Consider the following 22,567-nt stretch of genomic DNA (forward strand, 5'->3'; position numbering starts at 1 on the left):
CGTCCTCACGGCTCCAACTCCCCGCGACCATACCGCTCCACCTCCCGCTCCACGCCACGACGATACGGTTGCGTTCCGACGCCCCGTCGGCCTACGCTCACGTTGCGACGATACGGTGCCGTCCCGTCGTAAGAGAACATCAAGAGAACCGTAAGAAAACACGGCCCCCGAGGCGTTCCCACAGCGACGACGGCAACAGTGAACGCACCCTTCCGGATCGCGCACCCCCACCCCCCGAAAGAAAGCAGCGGATGTGAGCCAGGCACTCGACACACCGCCCCGCAGCACCACCCCCGCCCCGCCCCAGGACCTCAGGGCGCTGGCCGAGCGCCACGGGCTGTCGGTGAGCGGGGCGCGCCCGTCGCTGCCCCAGTACGTCCGCGACCTGTGGGCCCGCCGCCACTTCATCACCGCGTTCGCCACGGCGAAGCTGACCGCGCAGTACAGCCAGGCGAAGCTGGGCCAGGTCTGGCAGGTCATGACGCCGCTGCTGAACGCGGCCGTGTACTACCTGATCTTCGGCGTGCTGCTGGGCACGAAGAAGGGCGTCCCGGACTACATCCCGTTCCTGGTGACGGGCGTGTTCGTGTGGACGTTCACGCAGAGCTCGATCCTGGCGGGCACCCGCGCGATCTCCGGCAACCTCGGCCTGGTGCGCGCGCTGCACTTCCCGCGCGCGGCGCTGCCGATCTCCTTCTGCCTCCAGCAGCTCCAGCAGCTGATGTTCTCGATGGCCGCGCTGGTGGTGATCCTGCTGGCGATGGGGGTGCCGCCGGCGGTGTCGTGGGTGCTGATCATCCCCGCGCTGACCCTCCAGTTCGTGTTCAACGCGGGCGTCTCGATGGTCATGGCCCGGCTCGGCGCGAAGACCCCGGACATCGCGCAGCTCATGCCGTTCGTGCTGCGGACCTGGATGTACGTCTCGGGCGTCATGTGGAGCATCGACCAGCTCGTCAAGAAGCACCACGACTGGCCCGCCTGGGCCGGCCACCTGCTCCAGGCCAACCCGGCCTCCGTCTACATCGACCTGATGCGCTACGCCCTGATCGACAGCTTCCACGCGAGCCAGCTCCCGCCGCACGTCTGGCCGCTGGCCACGGGCTGGGCGCTCCTCGCGGGCGTCGGCGGCTTCATCTACTTCTGGAAGGCTGAGGAGACGTACGGCCGTGGCTGAGAACCCCGACACCGCACAGAGCACCACGCAGGGCGCCGCCCCCACCAACGCCCCCACCAACGCCCCCGGCACCCCCCTCGCCCCCACCCCCGAAAACCTCGTCCCCACCGTCGTCGCCGACGGCGTGGACATCATCTACCGCGTCAACGGCACCGGCAGCCGAGGCTCCGCGACAGCCGCGCTGAACCGCATCGTCCGCCGCAAGAAGACGGAGAAAGCGGCCGGCACCCGTCTGGTCCACGCCGTCAAGAACGTCTCGTTCGTCGCCTACAAGGGCGAGGCGATCGGTCTCATCGGCACGAACGGCTCCGGCAAGTCGACGCTACTCAAGGCGGTCGCGGGCCTGCTCCCCGTGGAGAACGGCAGGATCTACACGGACGGCCAGCCCTCCCTCCTCGGCGTCAACGCGGCCCTCATGGGCGACCTGACCGGCGAGCGCAACGTCTACCTCGGCGGCCTCGCGATGGGCATGTCCCGCGAGCAGATCAAGGAGCGCTACCAGGAGATCGTCGACTTCTCCGGCATCAACGAGAAGGGCGACTTCATCTCGCTCCCCATGCGCACGTACTCCTCCGGCATGGGCTCCCGGCTGCGCTTCTCCATCGCCGCCGCCAAGGACCACGACGTCCTCCTCATCGACGAGGCCCTCGCGACCGGCGACGCGAAGTTCCAGCGCCGCTCCGAGGAACGCATCCGGGAGATGCGCCGGCACGCGGGCACGGTGTTCCTGGTCAGCCACAACAACAAGTCCATCCGGGACACCTGCGAGCGGGTGCTGTGGCTGGAGCGGGGCGAGCTGCGGATGGACGGGCCGACCGAAGAGGTCATGAAGGAGTACGAGGACTTCACGAACGCCGGCACCAAGAAAAAAGCTGCCTGAGTAACAGTTCTTTTCATATGCCGCCTCGCGTAAGGGCGGCACCGACAAGGGCGCCCCCGACCGAACCCGGCCGAGGGCGCCCTCATCGTCGTACAAGCCCTACAGAGTCGTACAAGCCCTACAGATGCGTACGCAACATCGTCCGCATCGTCCGCATGGCCACCGACAGATTCGCCAGGTCGAACGAGTCCGACCCCTGGATCTCCTCCAGCGTCACCCGGGCCCGCCCGAGGATCGCCGAGTTCTTCGACTCCCACACCTTGAACCGCTGCTCGGGCGTGGACGTGCCGTTCCCGACGGCCAGGACGTCGGCCGTGAGGGAGGCGTGCGCGGCGTAGAGGTCCTCGCGGATCGAGGCGCGGGCCATGGACTGCCACCGGTCCGCGCGCGGCAGCTCGATGATGCGGTCCATGAGCTGCGTGATGCTCAGCCGGTCGGCGAGGTCGTAGTAGACGTCGGCGACGTCCAGCGGGTCCTTCCCCATCCGGTCGCCGACCGACACGATGTCCAGCGTCGGGAAGGCGGAGGAGAACCCGGCGACGCGCGTGGCGCACTCGTCGGGCACCCCGGCGGAGGTCAGCTCGTCGTGGATCTGCTGGTACCACTCCAGATCGGCCCCCCGCAGCAGCTTGGGCAGCCGCGACCAGACCAGTTCGACGCGCTCGGCGAAGAAGTCGACGGTCTCGGCGAGCTGGAGCGGCTGGGGCCGGTTGTTGAGCAGCCAGCGCGTGCCGCGCTCGACGAGCCGGCGGGAGTGCAGCCGGATACGGGTCAGGACGTCGGCCCGGACCCGGTTGTCGAGGCCCTCGACCGCGTCCCACACCCCGGCCGAGCGGAAGATGATCCGCGCGGCGGTCTGCGCGCGCACGATCTCCTCCAGCGAGGCGCCGGTCTCCTCGCGCAGCCGGTGCAGGTAAGTCGTACCGCCGGTGTTGACGGTGTCGTTGACCAGGACGGTCGTGGTGATCTCGCGGCGCAGCGGGTGGCTGTCGATCTGCTCGGCGAACCTCTCGCGCAGGGCGCTCGGGAAGTAGGCGTGGAGCAGGGTGGCGAGGAAGGGGTCGTCGGGGAGCGAGGTCTGGAGCAGCTCGTCCGAGACGGTGATCTTCGTGTACGCCAGGAGGACGGCCGTCTCGGGGCTGGTGAGCCCCTGTCCCGCGGCGAGCCGTTCGCGGATCTGGCGGTCGGTGGGCAGGAACTCCAGGGCCCGGTCGAGGTGCTTCTCGCGGACGAGGTGCTTCATGAACCGCTGCTGCGCGTGGAGCATGTCGCCGGACTGGGCGAGCGCGTTGGCGAGCGCGGTGTTCTGCGCGTAGTTGTTGCGCAGGACCAGGTGTCCGACCTCGTCGGTCATCTCGGCGAGGATCTTGTTGCGCTGCTTGACGGTCATGTCGCCCTCGGTGACGAGCCCGTTGAGCAGGATCTTGATGTTGACCTCGTGGTCGGAGGTGTCGACACCGGCGCTGTTGTCGATCGCGTCCGTGTTGATCTTCCCGCCGGCCAGCGCGAACTCGATGCGCCCGAGCTGCGTGAGCCCGAGGTTGCCGCCCTCGCCGACGACCTTGACGCGCAGGTCGGCGCCGTCCACGCGGATCGCGTCGTTGGCCTTGTCCCCGACGTCGGCCTGCGATTCGGCGGACGCCTTGACGTACGTCCCGATGCCGCCGTTCCACAGCAGGTCGACCGGCGCCTTGAGGATCGCCTTCATCAGGTCGGCCGGGGTGACCTTCGCGATGCCGGGCTCGATGCCGAGGGCCTCGCGGATGTGGCTGTTGAGCTGGATCGCCTTCGCGCTGCGCGGGAAGATCCCGCCCCCGGCGGAGAGCAGGTCGACGTTGTAGTCGCCCCAGCTCGACCTCGGCAGATCGAAGAGCCGCCTCCGCTCGGCATAAGAACTGGAAGCGTCAGGATTCGGGTCGATGAAGATGTGCCGGTGGTCGAAGGCCGCGACGAGCCTGATGTGCTCGGAGAGCAGCATGCCGTTGCCGAACACGTCCCCGGACATGTCCCCGACGCCGACGACGGTGAAGTCCTCGGTCTGCGTGTCGACGCCCAGCTCCCTGAAGTGCCGTTTCACCGACTCCCAGGCGCCGCGCGCGGTGATCCCCATGCCCTTGTGGTCGTACCCCGCCGACCCGCCGGACGCGAAGGCGTCCCCGAGCCAGAAGTCGTACGACTCGGCGACGGCGTTGGCGATGTCGGAGAAGGTCGCCGTCCCCTTGTCGGCGGCGACGACGAGGTACGTGTCGTCCTCGTCGTGCCGGACGACGTCCTGGGGCGGGACGACCTCCCCGCCGGCCAGGTTGTCGGTGATGTCGAGGAGCGCCGAGATGAACGTCTTGTAGCTGGCGACCCCTTCGGCGAGCCAGGCGTCCCGGTCGGCGTTCGGGTCGGGCAGCTGCTTGGCGACGAACCCGCCCTTCGCGCCGACCGGCACGATCACGGTGTTCTTGACCATCTGCGCCTTGACCAGGCCGAGGATCTCGGTGCGGAAGTCCTCGCGCCGGTCGGACCAGCGCAGCCCGCCGCGCGCGACCTTCCCGAACCGCAGGTGGACGCCCTCGACGCGCGGCGAGTACACCCAGATCTCGAACGCCGGGCGCGGCGCGGGCAGATCGGGGATGGCCTGCGGGTCGAACTTCATCGACACGTACGCGTGCGGCGAGCCGTCGGCCGTCTTCTGGAAGAAGTTGGTGCGCAGGGTCGCCTTGATGACGGTCAGGAACGAGCGCAGGATGCGGTCCTCGTCGAGCGAGGCGACCTGGTCGAGGGCGGCGTCCAGCTCTTCGAGCAGGGCGTCGACGATCTCGCGCCCGGCGCCCTGCCGCCCCGGGGACATCCGCGCCTCGAAGAGGGAGACCAGCAGCCGGGTGGTGTGGACGTTCGTGCGGAGGGTGTCCTCCATGTAGTCCTGGCTGAACGTGGACCCGGCCTGGCGCAGGTACTTGGCGTAGGCGCGCAGCACCATCGCCTGCCGCCAGGTCAGTCCGGCGCCCAGGACGAGCGCGTTGAAGCCGTCGTTCTCGGCGGCGCCGGTCCAGGTCGCGGCGAACGCCTCCTGGAACCGCTCACGCCCGTCGTCGCCCAACTGGTCGCCGTTGCCGGTGAGTTGGGGGATGCGCAGGCCGAAGTCGTAGATCCAGGCGGACGCGGACCGGTCCGCCGTCCGCAGTTCGTAGGGGCGTTCGTCGACGACCTCGACGCCGAGGCGGCTGAGGACCGGGAGGACCGCCGACAGGGAGACGGGCTCGCCCTTGCGGTAGATCTTGAAGCGGCGCTCGTCGGGGGCGGCGCCCACCGGCTCGTACAGGCTGAGCGCGAAGTCTTGTCGCTCGCCCAGGCGTTCGAGGTGGACGAGGTCGGCGACGGCGGCGCGCGGGGTGTGGTCGGCCTTGTAGCCCTCGGGGAACGCGGAGCCGTAGCGGCGGGCGAGTTCGGCCGCGCGCTCCTCGCCGCACTCCGCGTTCAGCGCCTCCGCGAACGCGTCCGCCCAGGACCGGGCGGCCTCGACGAGCCGGGCCTCGATCCGGTCCTTGTCGGCCTCGGAGAGCTGCGGCAGCTCGGTGCCCTGCGGTACGCGGACGACGAAGTGCAGCCGGGACAGGATGGATTCGGTGTTCCAGGCGGTGAAGTCGACGTTCGTACCGCCGAGTTCCTCGCGCAGGATGTCGATGATCCTGAGGCGTACGCCCGTTGTGTACCGGTCGCGCGGGAGGTAGACCAGCGCCGAGTAGTAGCGGCCGTACTCGTCCTGGCGCAGGTACAGGCGCAGCCGGCGGCGCTCCTGGAGGTACAGCACGCTCGTGACGATCGACCGCAGCTCGTCCACCGGGATCTGGAACAGCTCGTCGCGCGGGTAGGTCTCGATGATCTGGAGGAGGTCGCGCCCGTCGTGGCTGTTGCGGGTGAACCCGGCGCCGGTCAGCACCTCGTCGACCTTGCGGCGGATCACGGGCACCCGCAGCACCGACTCGGTGTACGCGGCCGACGAGAACAGCCCGAGGAAACGCCGCTCGCCGACGACGTTGCCCTCCGCGTCGAACTTCTTCACGCCGACGTAGTCCAGGTACGAAGGCCGGTGCACGGTCGCCCGGCTGTTGGCCTTCGTCAGCACCAGCAGCTTGTGCTCGCGGGCCTTGGCGCGGGCGTCCGCCGGGAGCCGCTCGAAGGAGGGGCTGACGGGGTGGGACTCGTCGGCCGCGTGATGCGGGTCGGAGCGCAGGATGCCGAGGCCCGTACCGGGGACGGCGCCCAGCGAGTCGTCGTCGCGGAGTTCGTACTCGCGGAAGCCCAGGAACGTGAAATGGTCGGCGGCCAGCCAGCGCAGCAGCTCGCGGGCCTCCTCGACCTCCGGGGAGGGCAGGTCGCCCGGCACGGACTCGGCGGGCAGCTCGTCGGCGATCCTGAGGGCCGCCTCGCGCATCTTCTCCCAGTCCTCGACGGCCTCCCGGACGTCCGACAGGACGCGCAGCAGGTCGGCGGTGATCTGCTTGAGGTCCGCGCGGTCCGTCTCGCGGTCGATCTCGACGTGAATCCAGGACTCGACGTGCGCGTCGTGCGGGAGGTCGGCCCGGGAGCCGAGGATCTCGATCAGCTTGCCCGTGACGTCACGCCGGACGACGACCTGGGGGTGGACGACGAGGTGGATGCCGCGGGACTGGCGGGACAGCTCGTTGGTGACCGAGTCGACCAGGAACGGCATGTCGTCGGTGACGACCTCGACGACCGAGTGGCTGCACGTCCAGCCGTTCTCCTCGACGGTCGGGGTGTGCACGCGGACGTTCGCGGTGCCCTGGGGGCGGTTCTCGGCCAGCCGGTGGTGGGAGTGGGCGGCGCCGAAGACGTCGACCGGGTCGCGGTCGCCGAGGTCCTCGGGGGCGGTGTGGAGGTAGTACCGCTGAAGGAAGGTGAGCACGGAGTCGTGGTCCGGGGGCGAGACGGCCGAACCGGGGGGATCGCCGGGGGTGCCGTCCTCGGTCGTCCCGGTCGGTAGGTGCCCCCCGACCGGGCTGTTCTCAGCGACCCGGGCGGCCCTTTCGAGCAGCTCGGCCTTGGCTTCGTCCAGCTTGGTCTGCATTGTCCTCTGGCTCCTGTCGCGCGCCGTTGCGTGACGTTGAAGGAAGTTCGGTCTCTTCCCCCGGCACGGGACGCCTCGACGCGGGGTGTCCGGTCTGTTTCGACGCTATGCCGCGGGGGGAGATGAGCGAGGAGATATCCACGCCTCGAAGGTGTGACGCCGCTCTCGGCGCCGCCGTCCGGGGTGTGTACGACGGCCAGGGAACCGTCTGTTTCCCGCCTCGCCCGCGAAGACCAGCGACCGCCGCCCGGTGCCGGAGAGAATCCGTGCCGACCGGGCGCAGGGCAGGGGAAAACGCACCCCCGCGAGATATCGCGCTGATCACGCCACCAGGCTATCGCCCTTCACCGGGGGGTCGTCATGAGCCGTATGTGTACAAAACAGAGCACTGATCTTCGACACCCTGCACACCCCGAGCACGAAATGCCCCCCATGCTCCCCCCGCCCGCCCCCTTGCCCTCCCCGCCCGCCCCTACCGATGCCGCCCAAACCGACCTGGGTTCCTACCGGCCTCTCACCTTCGGGGGCGCCGGCCAGTGCGAGGCGGGGTCGGTGGGGTGGGTTTTCGAGGCGAGGTCGGCCGGTTCAGGGTGGCGCCGGTACGACGCTCTCCCTACGGCGCGATCCGCCCCGCCAGTTCCACCGCCTCCGCCAGGGAGTCCACCACCGGTACGCCGGCCTCCTCCAGGCTGGCGCGGCTGTGGGAGCCGCCGGTGTAGAGGACGGCGTGGGCGCCGACGTGGCGGGCGGCGAGGGCGTCGTCCGAGGCGTCTCCGATGACGACCGTGCGGTGGGGGTCGACGCCGGTGAGGGACTGGAGGTGACGGACCATGTGCTCGGCCTTGCTGCCGCCGGAGGGGCCGATCCGACCCTCGACCCGGACGAAGTGCGGCTCGATACCGAAGCCGCGGACCAGCGGGACCAGTTCGTCGTGTTCGTACATGCTCAGGATGGACTGGCTGTGCCCCGCGTCCGCCCACTGCCCGAGGAGGTCGGCCACGCCGTCCGTGAGGGAGCAGAGGGAGCTGTGGCGGGCGTAGTACCGATGGAAGAGAACGTCCATGACCTCCCACTCCGCCTGGGTGGGCAACCGCCCCATCAGCCGCTCATAGAACCGGGGCACCGGAACCGTGTACAGCTCGCGGTACCGCTCCATCGTGATCGGCGCGAGCCCGACCTCCGCGAACGCCGCGTTCGTCGCCCCGATGACCGCCTCGTTGTCATGAAAGAGCGTGCCGTTCCAATCCCAGACGATGTGCGTCCCCGCGTACTTCCCCATACCCGCAAACGTACCCGCCCCCACCGACAATCCCGTCCCCTGGGGGCTGCTCCGCAGGTCAGCGAAGGGGAGGCAGGCTCGGCGGGTGAGCGGGCCGGGGCTCGGCGCATCGGCCACCGCCCGCCCGACCCACCCGGTGCGGCTCAGCCGCCCAACCCCACCAACCCCGGGATCTCCTGCGTCGCGAACCACAGCAGTTCGTGGTCCTCGGCGCCGTCCACCAGGAACTGCGCGTCGTCGTCGCCGGCGTCCGCGGCGGCGAGGGCGTCGGCCGCCGCGGCGACGTCGCTCTCCGCGTCGGACGCGTCGACGTGGACGGCGGCGGCCTTGCCGAGGCGTACGTCACCGGAGACCCGCACCTCGCCCAGCGCCGCCGGATCGAGCCCGCGGTCGGGGTCGGCGGCGGCGCGCCCGTCGGGGACGTCCACCGCGACGACCACCCGGCGCCGAGGCGCCCCGGGGTCCGCGGCGAGCTGCCGGAGAGAGGCGAGGGCGGCACGGCTGAGGGCGGCGTACTCCAGCTCCTCGATGTCGTCCGAGAGGTACCACTCACGCAGCGCGGGCGTCACGGCGTACGCGACCAGCGACCCGGCGCCCAGCTCACCCGTCTTGTACGACTCGGCGAGCCCGGGAAGGGTCAGGGGGACGTAGACGCGCATGGACGGCCGCTTTCCTGCTCGGAGACTCCGCTTGATTCCCCCCGAGGATACGTGCGGCGGTCCCCTTTCGAGTCCCCCCACCTCTCCGGGAAACCGTCAACGCCACGAAAAAACCAGCTCATCGCACGGCCGCCGGACCAGCACGGATCGCCCCGCGTTCACCCGTAACGGTTGACTTCCCCCCACTTTTCCCGGCCCAGGAGACCCCCTTGCACTCCACACATCACTCCCCGTACAAGATCCGCAACGGAAAGTTACCGACGAGTACTCACGACACCGAGAAACGGGGACCCCCATGCGCAAGGTCATGACGAGGACGGCCCGGACGGCGAGCACGACGACCGCGACGAGCACGCAGAACCGCACCACCACCCCCGCACCCCCCGGAGGCCGCCCCCCAGGCCCCCCGAACACCCGCACCGCACCCCCCTCCGGCCGCCCCCCGAACAACCGCCCCACCTCCCGCACCCGCCCCACCGACAACCGCCCGCCCACCACCCGCACCCCCCTCACGACAGCCACCGCCCCGACCACCCCCCGAGTCCCCGCCCAATCCCCCCGCCGCCCCATCGCCCCACCCCAGCCCCACCCCACCGACCTCTTCGCCGAACGCCTCCTCGCCGTCCTCACCGGCCGCCGCCCCGTCCACGCCATGCTCCGCCACACCCTCGGCACCGCCTACGACGACCTCGCCCACCTCGCCGAACACGGCCCCCTCCGCGCCCAGGACAGCCGCGGCACCCGAAGCTGCGCCCCTCTCCTCCGCGACGTCGGCTACGAGATCCCCCGCCCCGGCGCCATCGAAGCCTTCGCCCGCATCACCACCGGCCCCCGCCTCCGCGCCATGGCCTTCCGCCTGGAACTCGGCACCGACCGACGCTGGCGCTGCACAGCCGTGGAACTGGACGGTCCCCGGGGACGCAGGCCCCAGGACACCTGAAACCCGAAGGGCCGGACACCCACCAGGTGTCCGGCCCTCTCGGTCTACCTCAGACGGCGTACGTCACTTCCTCCGCCGCCGAGTCCCCTTCGCCTGCTTCCGCCGCTCCGCCCGCGTGAGCCCGTCCGCCTCGGACCGCACCGGCTCGTCGTCGGCGTCGAACTCGCCCTCGATCGTCCCGCCCTCCCCGTCGACGGTCGGGGCGGAGAAGTGGAGCGCACGGCGCTGCGGCGCGTCCAGCCCCTTCGCACGGATCTCCGGCCGCGAACCCGCCTGCGCGGGAACCGCGTCCTGCTTCTCCAGGTCGGCCGGCGCGTCGGAGACGGGCACCTCCTCGACCTGCTGCTCGACCTGGACCTCCAGGTTGAACAGGTAGCCGACGGACTCCTCCTTGATCCCGTCCATCATGGCCGTGAACATGTCGAAGCCCTCGCGCTGGTACTCGACCAGCGGGTCCTTCTGGGCCATCGCGCGCAGCCCGATGCCCTCCTGGAGGTAGTCCATCTCGTAGAGGTGCTCACGCCACTTGCGGTCGAGGACGGACAGCACGACCCGCCGCTCCAGCTCCCGCATGATCTCGGAGCCGAGCTGCGTCTCTCGGTCCTCGTACTGCGCGTGGATGTCGTCCTTGATGGACTCGGAGACGAACTCGGCGGTCAGCCCGGCCCGGTCGCCCGCGGCGTCCTCCAGCTCCTCGACGGTGATCTTCACCGGGTAGAGCTGCTTGAACGCGCCCCACAGCCGGTCGAGATCCCAGTCCTCCGCGAAGCCCTCGGCGGTCTCGGCGGAGACGTACGCGTCGATCGTGTCGTCCATGAAGTGGACGACCTGCTCCTGAAGGTCCTCGCCCTCAAGCACCCGGCGGCGCTCGCCGTAGATGACCTCGCGCTGCCGGTTGAGCACCTCGTCGTACTTCAGGACGTTCTTACGCGTCTCGAAGTTCTGCTGCTCGACCTGCGACTGCGCGGAGGCGATCGCGCGGGTGACCATCTTGTTCTCGATCGGCACGTCGTCCGGCACGTTCGCCATGGACATCACGCGCTCGACCATCTGCGCCTTGAAGAGCCGCATCAGGTCGTCACCGAGGGAGAGGTAGAACCGGGACTCGCCGGGGTCGCCCTGACGGCCGGAACGACCGCGGAGCTGGTTGTCGATACGACGCGACTCGTGCCGTTCGGTGCCGAGGACGTACAGCCCGCCGGCCGACTCGACCTCGTCCTTCTCGGCCTTGACCGCCTGCGTGGCCTTCTCCAGCGCGGCGGGCAGCGCCTGCGCCCACTCCTCGATGTGCTCCTCGGGGTCGAGGCCGCGCTGGCGCAGCTCCGCCTCGGCGAGGTCCTCGGGGTTGCCGCCGAGCTTGATGTCCGTACCGCGGCCGGCCATGTTCGTCGCGACCGTGACGGCGCCCTTGCGGCCGGCCTGCGCGACGATCGTCGCCTCGCGCTCGTGGTGCTTGGCGTTCAGCACCTCGTGCTGGATGCCGCGCTTGGAGAGCTGCTGCGAGAGGTACTCGGACTTCTCGACGGAGGTCGTGCCGACCAGGATCGGCTGGCCCTTCTCGTGCTTCTCCGCGATGTCGTCGACGACCGCCTCGAACTTGGCGACCTCGGTGCGGTAGATCAGGTCGGACTGGTCCTTGCGGATCATCGGCCGGTTGGTCGGGATCGGGACGACGCCGAGCTTGTAGATCTGGTGGAACTCGGCGGCCTCGGTCATGGCCGTACCGGTCATGCCGGACAGGCCCGGCTGTTCCTTGTCGTTGTGGTCGTGGCGCTTGTAGAGGCGGAAGAAGTTCTGGAGGGTGATCGTGGCGAGGGTCTGGTTCTCGTCCTTGATGTCCACCCCTTCCTTCGCCTCGATCGCCTGGTGCATGCCCTCGTTGTAGCGGCGGCCGGCGAGGATACGGCCGGTGTGCTCGTCGACGATCATGACTTCGCCGTCCATGACGACGTAGTCCTTGTCCTTCTTGAAGAGCTCCTTCGCCTTGATGGCGTTGTTCAGGTAGCCCACCAGAGGGGTGTTCACCGACTCGTAGAGGTTGTCGATGCCCAGCCAGTCCTCGACCTTGGAGACCCCGGACTCGTGGATCGCGACCGTGCGCTTCTTCTCGTCGACCTCGTAGTCGCCGGTCTCCTCCAGGCCCTTGAGCGGGTTGCCCGCCTCGCCCTTCTTCAGGCGCAGTACGAGCTTGGCGAAGTCGCCGTACCACTTGGTGGCCTGGTCGGCCGGGCCGGAGATGATCAGCGGGGTACGGGCCTCGTCGACCAGGATCGAGTCGACCTCGTCGACGATCGCGAAGTTGTGGCCGCGCTGGACGAGTTCGTCCTGGGACCACGCCATGTTGTCGCGGAGGTAGTCGAAGCCGAACTCGTTGTTCGTGCCGTACGTGATGTCGCAGGCGTACTGCTCGCGGCGCTGGGCCGGCGTCATGTTCGCGAGGATGCAGCCGACTTCCAGACCGAGGAAGCGGTGCACGCGGCCCATCATCTCGGAGTCGCGCTCGGCCAGGTAGTCGTTGACCGTGATGAGGTGCACGCCCTTGCCGGACAGCGCGTTCAGATACGCCGGCAGCGTACCGACCAGGGTCTTGCCCTCGCCGGTCTTCATCTCCGCGACGTAGCCCATGTGCAGGGCGGCGCCGCCCATGATCTGTACGTCGTAATGCCGCTGCCCGAGGACACGCTTGGCGGCCTCACGGACGGTGGCGAACGCCTCGGGCATCAGGTCGTCCAGAGTCTCACCGTCGACGTAACGCTGCTTGTACTCCTCGGTGAGGGCCCGCAGCTCGGCGTCGGAGAGGTCGGCGAAGTCCTCTTCGATGGAGTTGACCTGGTCCGCGATGCGGTGCAGTTTGCGCAGGATCTTGCCTTCGCCTGCACGCATGAGCTTCGAGAGGACGGACACGGGGGTTGGTCTCCTTGCCGGTCGGGCCTGGGACGGTCGGGTTCCTTTTGAATTGCTGAGCAACGGCCATCGTATGCGAGGACCCCGCCACGCCGGGAGGCCCGCCGTGACACAGCCCACCCGCCGCCCCACAACTCCTTACACCCCCCACAACGCCCGGCCCCCACGGATAGTGCCGCCCCCACCAACCAAATCTCCACGAATTGTGATCAACCGCTTGCGGGGAGGGAGGAGGGGGCGCGGGAGGAACGATGAGGACGCGGGAGGGAGGAGGGCGGCGCGGCGCCGAGTTCCCGTCACCACCTCCAGCACTCCCCTTCCCCCTCCCCCCAGCTCCCCCGCTCCCCGGCGCCAGGTGGCGCCACCCTGGCGCACAACGGCAAAAAGTTGACGCCCGGCGCGCGCCCCCGCGCAGAATCGCCCGATGGAACCCGTCACCCTCACCTCGGCCCGCCTGATCCTGCGCCCGGTGGTCCCGGAGGACACCGAAACGGTCCACGCCGCCGCCCAGGACCCCGAGATCCAGCGCTGGACGACCATCCCCTCGCCCTACCTCCCCGAGCACGCCCACGCCTTCACCACCGAGATCGCCTCCACCGGCTGGGCCACCGACACGATGTACACCTTCGCCGTCTGCCTCCCCGACGGCCCCCTCACCGGCATGCTCAGCCTCACCCCCCGCACCCCCGGCACCACGGAAATCGGCTTTTGGACCGCCAAGGAACACCGCTCCCACGGCTACACCACCGAGGCCACCCTCACCGCCGCCCACTGGTCCTTCACCCACCTCTCCACCGACCGCCTCGAATGGCGAGCCGAGGTAGGCAACACCCCCTCCCTCTCCGTAGCCCAAAAAGCAGGCTTCACCCTGGAAGGCACCCTCCGATCAGCCATCACCAACAAAGGCACCCACCGAGACTGCTGGCTGGCCTCCCTACTCCCCCAAGACCTCCACCTCCCCCCGACAACCCCCTACACCCCCACACCCACCCCCCAGTAACCCCCGGCCCCCACCCCAAGACCAACCACCCCACTCCACAAACCCCGCACGCCCCGCAGACCCCGCAGACCCCGCAGACCCCGCACGCCCCGCACGCCCCGCACGCCCCGCACGCCCCGCACGCCCCGCACGCCCCGCACGCCCCGCACGCCCCGCACGCCCCGCACGCCCCGAGCAAGCCTTACCGCCCGGCCTCAGCCACTTCCAGCCCGTCCGGCGCTTGAGGACAAGGCCCGTCCAGGGCCGACCCACCCACCTCAATCCCCACCCACTCGCTCTCCCCCCACCCACCTCGCTCTCCCCACCCTCCTCGATGCCCCCTCCCGCCCCCCGAACATCCCACCCCAGCCAAATCCAGCCCGTCCGGCGCTTGAGGACAAGGCCCCTTCAGGGCCGCCCCCCACCCACCCACGATCAGCGCCCCCACCCCACCCACCCCCGGGGTCGAAGGGGCGGAGCCCCTGGTGGATGGGACGGGTAGGGGCGGCGGGGGCGAGAAAACCCCCAGCCCACCCCCCACTGTCAGACCCACCCTCTATCGTCCGACCCCATGACGCCCCTCCCACCCCCAACCACCACCCTCACCCCGGACGAAGCCCGCCGCATCATCCTCAGAGCCCAGGGCCTCCTAGGCACCCCCGACCGCAGATCCGGCGTCCGAGGCACCCTCCGCCACCTCGGCGCGATCCAACTGGACACCATCTCGGTCCTGGCCCGCTCCCACGAACTCATCCCGTACGCCCGCCTCGGCGCAGTAGGCCGCACCACGGTCGAATCCGCCTACTGGACCCCCACCACCCCGGCCAAGACCACCCCCACACCCCCACACGCCTTCGAATACTGGTCCCACGCCGCCTGCATCCTCCCCATCGAGGAATGGCCCCACTTCGCCTTCCGCCGCCGCGCCTACCGAAACCGCCCCCACTGGAACCACGACCTCCCCACCGGCGCCTACACCCAGGTCCTCGACCAACTCCGCGCAGAAGGCCCCCTCACCGCCACAGACCTGGGCGGCGCGAAGAAGACGAGCGACTGGTGGGACTGGTCCGGCACCAAGGTCGCGGTGGAACGCGCCCTGATGTACGGCGAAGTCGTCTGCGTAGAACGCCGAGGCTGGAAACGCGTCTACGACCTGGCAGAACGGGCCATCCCCCAGCCCCTCCTGCACGACGACCTGACCGACAGAGAATGCGTACGCCGCCTGGTCCGCCTGGCCGGCGAGGCCCTCGGCGTAGGCACGAAGGCCGACATCGCCGACTACCACCGCCTCAAATCCGACCAGGTGGACGACGTCCTGGCGGACTCGGGCCTGATCCCGGTCACGGTGGACGGCTGGCCCAAACCCGCCTGGGCCGACCCGAAGGCCCTGGAGACCACCCCGAGGGGCCGCCACCGCACCACCCTGCTCTCCCCGTTCGACTCCCTCATCTGGGACCGCGCCCGCACGGAACGCGTCTTCGGCTTCACCCACCGCCTGGAGGCATACGTCCCGAAACCCAAACGCGTACACGGCTACTTCGCGATGCCGGTCCTCGCCGGCGGCAGACTCGTCGGCAGAGTCGACCCGGCGAGAGAACCAGGCACCCTGGTCGCGAAACAGGTCTCCCTGGACGGCCCGAAAGCCGTCCCGGCGGTCGCCCAGGCCCTGATCGAGGCCGCGAGCTGGGTCGACCGCATGGACATCAGGGTCGAACGGGTGGACCCCCCGTCCCTCCAGGACGCCCTGGCGAAGGAGACGAGAAGAGCCCTGATCACCGCCCTACGCTGACCCCGCCCACCACCGGCGGACCCCCTCACCGAATTTCGAGGATCTTCTCCCGCATCGCATAGACCACGGCCTCCATCCTGGAGTGCAGCTGAAGCTTCTCCAGGATGTTGCGCACATGGTTCTTCACGGTGTTCTCGGAGATGAACAACTCCTTCGCGATGTCCCGGTTGTTCATCCCCGTGGCGACCAGCTTGAGCACTTCCAGTTCCCGGTCGGTGAGCCGGGGCGCGGGCACGAGCCGCCGCTCGTCCGTCCGCTGGATCATCGATTTGAACTCGGTGAGCAGTTTCGACGCCATCGACGGACTGATCTGCGACTGCCCGTCGGCGACCGCGCGAATCGCGGTGGCGACCTCGTCCGTGGAGATCTCCTTGAGGAGATATCCCGTGGCCCCCGCCTTGATCGCGTCGTAGAGGTCGGCTTCCTCGTCGCTTATGGTCAACATGATGATCTTCGCGCTTGGGGCCACCTCCTTGATGGAGGTACAGGCTTCGATCCCCCCGCGCTTGGGCATCCGCACATCCATCAGCACGATGTCCGGCAGCAGATCCGCCGCCTTGTCGACGGCCTCCGCCCCGTCCCCCGCCTCCCCGACGACCTGGATGTCCTCCTCGGCCGCGAGCACGATCTCCAGCCCCCGGCGGAACAGCGCGTGGTCGTCCACGACCAGCACTCTGATCGGCTCCCCTCGCGAGGTGCCCGCGTCCGGGCCCATGCCGACGACGCCGTCGCGCGCGTCCTCGTCCCGCATCGGTCCGAAGCTGTCCGCCATCGTTCCTCCCCCTGAGGCTGGGGCCGTTGGTCCTGTGCCATCGCCAACCCGAGGCAACGGCCCACTCGTTGAGCCGCCCTGGCCATGATTCCATGCCTGGGCGACAACGCGGTGACGGAGCAAGGCGTGAAGTGGTCGCACGGGGGTGCCCCTGGGGGCGCACACGCGCTCCAGGGGCACCCGTCGGGTCATCACCCGCGCGGTCAGCCGCCGAGCGTGCCACCGGAGTCGGAGGCGTGCGCCTGTGCGGTGACCATCGTGTCGGTCTGGAGGTGGATCACGCCGTAGTCGTAGGCGTGCCGCCGGTAGACGACGCTGGGTTCCTTGGTCTCGGAGTCGACGAAGAGGTAGAAGTCGTGTCCGACCAGTTCCATCTCGTAGAGCGCCTGGTCGAGGGTCATCGGGGCCGCGACGTGGGTCTTCTCCCGGACGACGAGGGGTCCGTCGCCCTGCACCTCCAGCGAGCCCATCCGCTTGGTGGGCACGCCGTTCGCGTGGTCGGGGGCGGCCGGCTCGCCGTTTCCGCTGAGAGTGGCCACGCCCGGGACGTGGTCGGGGACCTCCGCCGCCGTCAGCCGGCGGGAGCCGCGTCGCGTGTAGCGCTTGTCGTGCTGCTTGCGCAGCTGTGCGTCGAGCTTCTCCGCCGCCAGGTCGAGTGCCGCGTACGGGTCGCTGGCCGCCGCTTCCGCCCGGATCACCGGGCCGCGGGAACGCAGCGTGATCTCCACCCGGTCGCACCGGTCGGCCTGTCGGGGGTTCGGCTCCTTGGACACCTCGACGTCCAGGCTGATCACCTTGCCGTCGAGCTTCTGGATCTTCTCCAGGTTCAGCTTCTCGGCCACGTGCTTGCGGAACCGCTCGGCCACTTCGGTCTTACGGCCCTTGACGACGATGTCCACGCAGAACTCCGTTCCCGGATCGCTCCGCTCCGTCGCGGAGCGTCTCCCTTTCGCACCAGATTCCGGTGAGCCCCGGAACCTTCTGACTCGGTGACGTCCACCTCCTCCCCCGAAGGAGAGATCCACATCCTGGGTGCCGCGGGTGATTTCCCGAAACCGCAGCACGGCATTCGGATTCGAGAGATACGGCCTGCGGCTTTGTCTCTCCGAACCGAACATATCTCGCCCGGACGGATGTCGTCACCCTCTACCTCGGCGTACCTCCGTTCAGGTGAATTGCGCCTCTCACCAGCTGCAACGAAGCACCTTCTCGATCAGTTCCGGTTTATTTCAAAAGAATCCGGTGACCCCGCGACCACGGCCGCGCACAGCACTCCACGCCGCCTCCTCTCCACCGGGTCGGGCCCTTCCAGGGCGACTCCACCGGACACTTCTTCACCTCCCCCCTCACACGCCTCTCCAATCACCCGCGCCGCCTCCGCGAGCGAAGCCCCGGTCGTGACGACGTCGTCGACGAGCACCACCGCCCTCCCCCTCAGCAGCCGGGCCCCCGCACCGCTCACCCTCAGCGCCCCGTCGAGGTTCTCCCACCGCTCCCGGTACCCGAGCCCGGCCTGGTCGAGCACCCCCGACCGCTGCCGCAGCACGGACGCGACCCGCACCTCCGCCCCACGCCTCCGCAGCACCCCCGCCGCCGCCAGCGCCACCCGCCGCACCGGATCATGCCCCCGAGCCCGCACGGCCCCCCGCCCGGAGGGCACCGGCACCAGCAGCACCCCACCACCCCCGGCCCTCACCTCACCGGTCCCGGCCCCGGCCCTCACCCCACCACCCCTGCCCGGCCCTCGTCCGCAAACCTCTCCCACCCCGGCCCCCACCTCGGCCGGCTCACCCACCCCCGTCCCGTCCAACCCCACCCCGACCGCCCGGGCCAACCCCTCCCCCAACGCCCCCACCAGCCCCAACGCCCCTCGCTCCTTGTGCGCCAGCAACACCCCCCGCACCGCCCCCGCGTACGGCCCCGCCGCACACACCGGCGGCAACCCGGCCGGACCGCCCACCGGCCGCACCCACCGCGCCGAAACCCCGCTCAACTCCTCCCGACACGCCCCGCAGAGCACCGTACGAACCCGCCCGCACCCCGCGCACTCACCCGGCAGCACCAGGTCGCCGAGGTCTCTCCACCACCGCCGTACTCCGTTCACACACCCCACTGTGCCCACGCCGAAGCCCGCCCGCCACCCCTGTGGAAAACTCCCGACATGCCCCCATCAACCCGCTACCGACCCGGTCACCGGCGCCGCCACGACTCCGCCTCCGACCCCCCGCCACCGCCCCGACGCAAAAGGGCCTGTCACCGCGACCGACCCCGGTGACAGACCCCCTGTTCCGCGGCCCTCACCCCGGATAGAACGCCACCGAAGCCGTCGGCTTCAGCGTCCGCCACCCGCCCCCACCCGGCAGCCACAGCAACCCGTCCTTGGACGTCGCGAACAACGGCGCCTCACTGTCCTCGGACGCCGCGATGCTCTGCACCTCCGTCAGCCCGGGCAGCGCCCCGGTCTCCGGCAGCGATCCGTCGCACTGGACGTACTGCACCTGCTCGACGCCCCCGGTCTCCTTGCCGACCACGACGAGCCGGCTGTCGGAGGCCCAGGAGACGGCCGTGACCTGCTCCAACTCGGGCGTCGCGGACCGCAGTTCCTGCACGGACACGACCTCCTGCCCGGCACTCTCCCGCTCCCGCTCGACCCGCCCCACGAACAGCGACTGCCGCCCCCCGGACTCGACGACGAGCGCGATCCGCACCCCGTCGGCCGCCACCCGCACCGCGTTGATCCGCCCGTCGAGCCCCGGCGTGCTCACCACGACCGGCGTGTCGTCGCCCTTGCCGAGCAGATGGAGCCGCGGCGCGGCGGGGTTGCGGTCGGCGACCCACAGATCGCCCTGGGCGTCCCAGCTGGGCGTGGTGAACCGGTCCTTCTCGGTGGCCCCGACGCTGGTCAGCAGCGGATTGCCGAGCGGGCTCCCGGACGACAGGGAGGTGACGTAGAGCTGCTTGCCGTCGAGGGTCACCCCGGCGGCCTCGTGCTCGTCGCGGGAGACGGCCACGGACCGCAGCGCCTTGCCGCCGTCCCCGAAGGCACCGGGCACGGACTCCGGGACGGCGTCGCTGCCGAGACTCATCCGCTGGAGCCGGTGCTCGCCGTCGATGAAGTACAGGTGCTCGGGCCCGTCGGCGGAGCCCCGCGCGGCGATCCCCTCCGAGCGGCTCTCGGTGAGCGAGCACAGCCGCCGTCCGCCGGCCTTCAGTTCGACCTCGTCGACGGCCGGGGTGAGGCTCTGGAGCGTGAACAGCATCTGCGCGGCCATCGCGTCGCACTTCGCCTGCCCGACGCCCTCGGCCTTGTCGTTGAGCGGCACGGTGAGCCTGTTCTGGTCGTCCGGCGCGAGCGGCCCCGCGTCGTCCGCGAGGGCCGTCCCCGTGGGGAAGCCCGACCGGACGACGGGCCGCAGCCAGTTGGTGGGCCCGGCGAGCAGCGAGCGGACCATCTGGGTCGTCGGATCGACGCGCTTGCGGACGTACACCGGGTCCGCGACGGCAGCGGAGGCGGTGCCCACGCGCGCGTCGGACGCGAAGTAGTACTTGTTGACGGACATGTAGTTACGGACGAAGTCCGACTGCCCCATGACGACGCCCTGGGGCACGTCGTCGATCCGCCACTGGTCCTTGTCGTCCTGCACGAGGTGCAGCGTCTGGAGGTATTTGCCCTCGGCGGGCGTGTACGACTGCTGGTCGTCCACGGCGGCCACGCGCGTGCCGTCCAGGGTGAACGACACGTCCCCGCCCTCACGCCCTCCGGAACGCTCCGGTGTCGCCCGGGGGCCGATGTCGAGGACGGTGGTGGAGCTGTCCGGCTTCCAGTTCTTCGCGGCCTTGCCGACGAGGTACTTCCGGGCCGTCGAGTAGGTCGGGTCGTCGCTGGTCAGCGCTTCGAGGAAGCCCTGGACGATCACCACGGGCGACGCGCCCTCCTGCGGCGGCATCGCGAACACCCGCACCTGCGTGTCCTGGCGGGGCGTGGACTCCACCCCGCGCAGGTCGCCGTGGTCGGGCATCGAGGCACAGCCGCCCAGCAGGACGGCCCCGCAGACCGCGTACGCCGTCGCGCGCCCCGGCGTGCGCCGTGCGCCCCCCTCACCGCCCACGAGCGGCCTCCCCTTCCTCGTCGGGAGCGCCGGGGGCGCCGTCCCGTCGTACGTCCGCGGGAACCGCTGTCCCCGCGCGGGGCACCACCCGGGCACCGCTGCCCGGGAGGGCCGTCGGATCGGCCGTGGGCGCGACGGCCGCTCCCACGCGCGGGAGGCGGCCGGCGGTCTGCTGCACCGGGACGGTGGCGCTCTTCTCGCGCGCGCGGGAGACGCCCTCCGGGCCGCGGTTCCTGCGCGAGTCCTTCGGCTCCAGCGGTATCGGCGATCCCCGCAGCGGCTCGTCGGCCGTCCTCGGCAGCGTCAGCCGGAACTGCGAGCCGCCCCCGGGCTCGCCCCACGCCTGGAGCCAGCCGCCGTGCAGCCGCGCGTCCTCCAGGGCGATCGACAGGCCGAGCCCCGTTCCCCCGGTGGTACGCGCGCGTGCCGGATCGGCCCGCCAGAAGCGGCTGAACACGCGCGTGGCCTCACCCGGCTTCAGCCCGACGCCGTAGTCGCGCACGGCGATCGCGACCGCCCCGCCCGCCGAGGCGAGCTTGACGACGACGTCCTTGCCCTCGCCGTGCTCCACGGCGTTGACGACGAGATTGCGCAGCACCCGCTCCACCCGCCGCGCGTCCGCCTCGGCGACGACGGGCTGCTGGTCGCCGACGATCCGTACGGTCGTCCCCTTGCGCTCGGCGAGCGGCGCGGCCCCGCCGACGACCCGCCGGACGACCTCCCGGAGGTCTATCGGCTCGGCCTCCAGCGCCGCCGCGCCCGCATCGAACCGGCTGATCTCCAGCAGATCCGCGAGCAGCGTCTCGAACCGGTCCAGCTGGTCGGCGAGCAGTTCGGCCGACCGCGCGGTCATCGGGTCGAAGTCCTCGCGCGCGTCGTGGATGACGTCGGCGGCCATCCGTACGGTCGTCAGCGGGGTGCGCAGTTCGTGCGACACGTCCGACACGAACCGGCGCTGCATCCGGGAGAGGTCCTCCAGCTGCTGGATCTTCAGCTGGAGGTTCTGCGCCATCTTGTTGAACGCCTCCCCCAGGCGCGCGATGTCGTCCTCACCGGTGACCTTCATCCGCTCCTGGAGACGCCCCGCGGACAGCCGTTCGGCGATCCCGGCGGCCATCCGCACGGGCGTGACGACCTGCCGGACGACGAGCCAGGCGATCGCCCCGAGGAGGACGACGACGAAGAGCCCGGCGGTCGCCAGGGTGCCCTTGACGAGGCTGAGGGACTTCTCCTCCTGGGTGAGCGGGAAGAGGTAGTACAGCTCGTAGGCGGCGCCGTTGGGGTCGCTCAGCCGCTTGCCGATGACCAGCGCGGGCTGGGACTCCTTGCCGCTGTCGTAGCGGATACGGGTGTAGCTCTGGGCGGCGGACGTGCTGTCCTTGATCCGCGCGCGCAGCGCCTCCGGCACGCTCGCGGTGGGACTGACGCCCCCGGAGGCACGCGGACCGGGCCCGCCCTCGCCACCGTCGGTGGGCAGCGTGACGACGTCGAAGGCGCCCTGGCCGCCACTGGACAGGGACGACACGAGGTCGCTGAGCCAGGGGCTGACGTTCTGCGCGGAACGGTCGGTGGAGGAGGCCGGGCCGTCGCCGCCGGCGGCCTCCGTGTCGGCCTGCTGCTTGGCGACCGCGAACCCGCCGGTCGCCTGGCTCTGCGAGGCCCGCACCTTGGCGTCCAGCAGCCCGTTGCGGACCTGCCCGATGACGACGAACCCGAGCAGCAGGACGACGCCGAGGGACATCAGCAGGGTCGTGACGACGACCTTGAGCTGGATGTTGCGCCGCCACAGCCGCATGACCGGCAGCAGCGGTCGCCGTACCCAGCGCAGCAGCAGCCGCAGCACCGGGCTGCCCTGTACGCCGCCCTGGAGCAGTCCGCCCTCCAGGAGCCGCCCGAGGCGGTCGCGGGGCGCCGTACGGCCCTTGTGGCCGCTCTGAGGGGCACCGGGCCGCTCCGGCCGGGCCCCGGACCCGCCGGGCGCCGACGCGGCACTGTGCCCGGACAT

General features: G+C 70.4%; 14 protein-coding genes. 5 read left to right on the plus strand and 9 right to left on the minus strand.

Annotated elements, in window-relative coordinates; translation table 11 throughout:
* Positions 1-253: 253 nt before the first annotated feature.
* The gene (locus tag ABZX85_RS26900) at positions 254-1,174 is read left to right on the plus strand and encodes an ABC transporter permease (RefSeq protein ID WP_355873519.1); all 921 of its coding nucleotides are present in this window, start codon (positions 254-256) and stop codon (positions 1,172-1,174) included.
* A 124-nt stretch (positions 1,175-1,298) separates the two neighbouring features.
* A complete protein-coding gene (locus ABZX85_RS26905; protein ID WP_355873586.1) occupies positions 1,299-2,054 on the plus strand; it encodes an ABC transporter ATP-binding protein in 756 nt (251 codons plus the stop codon).
* Between the two features lie 118 nt (positions 2,055-2,172).
* On the opposite strand, the gene ABZX85_RS26910 is transcribed toward ABZX85_RS26905, so the two are convergent.
* The 3 genes from ABZX85_RS26910 to ABZX85_RS26920 all read right to left on the minus strand — a co-directional run bounded on the left by ABZX85_RS26910 (position 2,173) and on the right by ABZX85_RS26920 (position 9,069).
* Positions 2,173-7,131, minus strand: a complete 4,959-nt coding sequence (locus tag ABZX85_RS26910; protein WP_355873521.1) for an NAD-glutamate dehydrogenase — start codon at positions 7,129-7,131, stop codon at positions 2,173-2,175.
* Between the two features lie 613 nt (positions 7,132-7,744).
* Entirely contained in the window at positions 7,745-8,410 is a 666-nt protein-coding gene (locus tag ABZX85_RS26915) for an HAD family hydrolase (RefSeq protein WP_355873524.1), read from the minus strand.
* Positions 8,411-8,553: 143 nt separating this feature from the next.
* Entirely contained in the window at positions 8,554-9,069 is a 516-nt protein-coding gene (locus ABZX85_RS26920) for a hypothetical protein (RefSeq protein WP_355873527.1), read from the minus strand.
* A gap of 295 nt (positions 9,070-9,364) precedes the next feature.
* On the opposite strand from ABZX85_RS26920, the gene ABZX85_RS26925 reads away from it, so the two are divergent.
* Positions 9,365-10,009: an Rv3235 family protein gene (locus ABZX85_RS26925; RefSeq protein WP_355873529.1), complete on the plus strand. Its 645-nt coding sequence runs from the start codon at positions 9,365-9,367 to the stop codon at positions 10,007-10,009.
* 63 nt (positions 10,010-10,072) lie between these two features.
* On the opposite strand, the gene secA is transcribed toward ABZX85_RS26925, so the two are convergent.
* Entirely contained in the window at positions 10,073-12,913 is a 2,841-nt protein-coding gene (secA, locus tag ABZX85_RS26930) for a preprotein translocase subunit SecA (protein ID WP_355873532.1), read from the minus strand.
* A 424-nt stretch (positions 12,914-13,337) separates the two neighbouring features.
* On the opposite strand from secA, the gene ABZX85_RS26935 reads away from it, so the two are divergent.
* A complete protein-coding gene (locus ABZX85_RS26935) occupies positions 13,338-13,913 on the plus strand; it encodes a GNAT family N-acetyltransferase (RefSeq protein ID WP_355873535.1) in 576 nt (191 codons plus the stop codon).
* 550 nt (positions 13,914-14,463) lie between these two features.
* Positions 14,464-15,681: a crosslink repair DNA glycosylase YcaQ family protein gene (locus ABZX85_RS26940; protein ID WP_355873538.1), complete on the plus strand. Its 1,218-nt coding sequence runs from the start codon at positions 14,464-14,466 to the stop codon at positions 15,679-15,681.
* A 25-nt stretch (positions 15,682-15,706) separates the two neighbouring features.
* On the opposite strand, the gene ABZX85_RS26945 is transcribed toward ABZX85_RS26940, so the two are convergent.
* From ABZX85_RS26945 to mtrB, 5 genes are all read right to left on the minus strand, one after another.
* Positions 15,707-16,453 (minus strand): response regulator transcription factor, encoded by a 747-nt coding sequence (locus ABZX85_RS26945; RefSeq protein ID WP_010356950.1) that lies wholly within the window; start codon positions 16,451-16,453, stop codon positions 15,707-15,709.
* A 203-nt stretch (positions 16,454-16,656) separates the two neighbouring features.
* Positions 16,657-17,352 carry a ribosome-associated translation inhibitor RaiA gene (raiA, locus tag ABZX85_RS26950; RefSeq protein ID WP_355873541.1) on the minus strand — a complete coding sequence of 232 codons (696 nt, stop codon included), beginning with the start codon at positions 17,350-17,352 and terminating at the stop codon, positions 16,657-16,659.
* A 314-nt stretch (positions 17,353-17,666) separates the two neighbouring features.
* Positions 17,667-18,566 carry a ComF family protein gene (locus tag ABZX85_RS26955; protein WP_355873588.1) on the minus strand — a complete coding sequence of 300 codons (900 nt, stop codon included), beginning with the start codon at positions 18,564-18,566 and terminating at the stop codon, positions 17,667-17,669.
* Between the two features lie 184 nt (positions 18,567-18,750).
* Positions 18,751-20,562: an LpqB family beta-propeller domain-containing protein gene (locus ABZX85_RS26960; protein WP_355873544.1), complete on the minus strand. Its 1,812-nt coding sequence runs from the start codon at positions 20,560-20,562 to the stop codon at positions 18,751-18,753.
* Positions 20,552-22,567, minus strand: a complete 2,016-nt coding sequence (gene mtrB / locus ABZX85_RS26965; RefSeq protein ID WP_355873546.1) for an MtrAB system histidine kinase MtrB — start codon at positions 22,565-22,567, stop codon at positions 20,552-20,554. Before mtrB ends, ABZX85_RS26960 begins: the two co-directional genes overlap by 11 nt.

This window comes from Streptomyces sp. NPDC004539, from assembly GCF_040610055.1.
Taxonomy (GTDB): Bacteria; Actinomycetota; Actinomycetes; order Streptomycetales; family Streptomycetaceae; genus Streptomyces.

What these genes read in the sequence shown, in the direction of transcription:
- ABZX85_RS26910 (WP_355873521.1), bottom strand. Translation starts at nt 7,131, where the DNA reads ATGCAGACCAAGCTGGACGAAGCCAAGGCCGAGCTGCTCGAAAGGGCC.
- ABZX85_RS26915 (WP_355873524.1), bottom strand. Translation starts at nt 8,410, where the DNA reads ATGGGGAAGTACGCGGGGACGCACATCGTCTGGGATTGGAACGGCACG.
- ABZX85_RS26920 (WP_355873527.1), bottom strand. Translation starts at nt 9,069, where the DNA reads ATGCGCGTCTACGTCCCCCTGACCCTTCCCGGGCTCGCCGAGTCGTAC.
- ABZX85_RS26925 (WP_355873529.1), top strand. Translation starts at nt 9,365, where the DNA reads ATGCGCAAGGTCATGACGAGGACGGCCCGGACGGCGAGCACGACGACC.
- ABZX85_RS26935 (WP_355873535.1), top strand. Translation starts at nt 13,338, where the DNA reads ATGGAACCCGTCACCCTCACCTCGGCCCGCCTGATCCTGCGCCCGGTG.
- ABZX85_RS26940 (WP_355873538.1), top strand. Translation starts at nt 14,464, where the DNA reads ATGACGCCCCTCCCACCCCCAACCACCACCCTCACCCCGGACGAAGCC.
- ABZX85_RS26945 (WP_010356950.1), bottom strand. Translation starts at nt 16,453, where the DNA reads ATGGCGGACAGCTTCGGACCGATGCGGGACGAGGACGCGCGCGACGGC.
- mtrB (WP_355873546.1), bottom strand. Translation starts at nt 22,567, where the DNA reads ATGTCCGGGCACAGTGCCGCGTCGGCGCCCGGCGGGTCCGGGGCCCGG.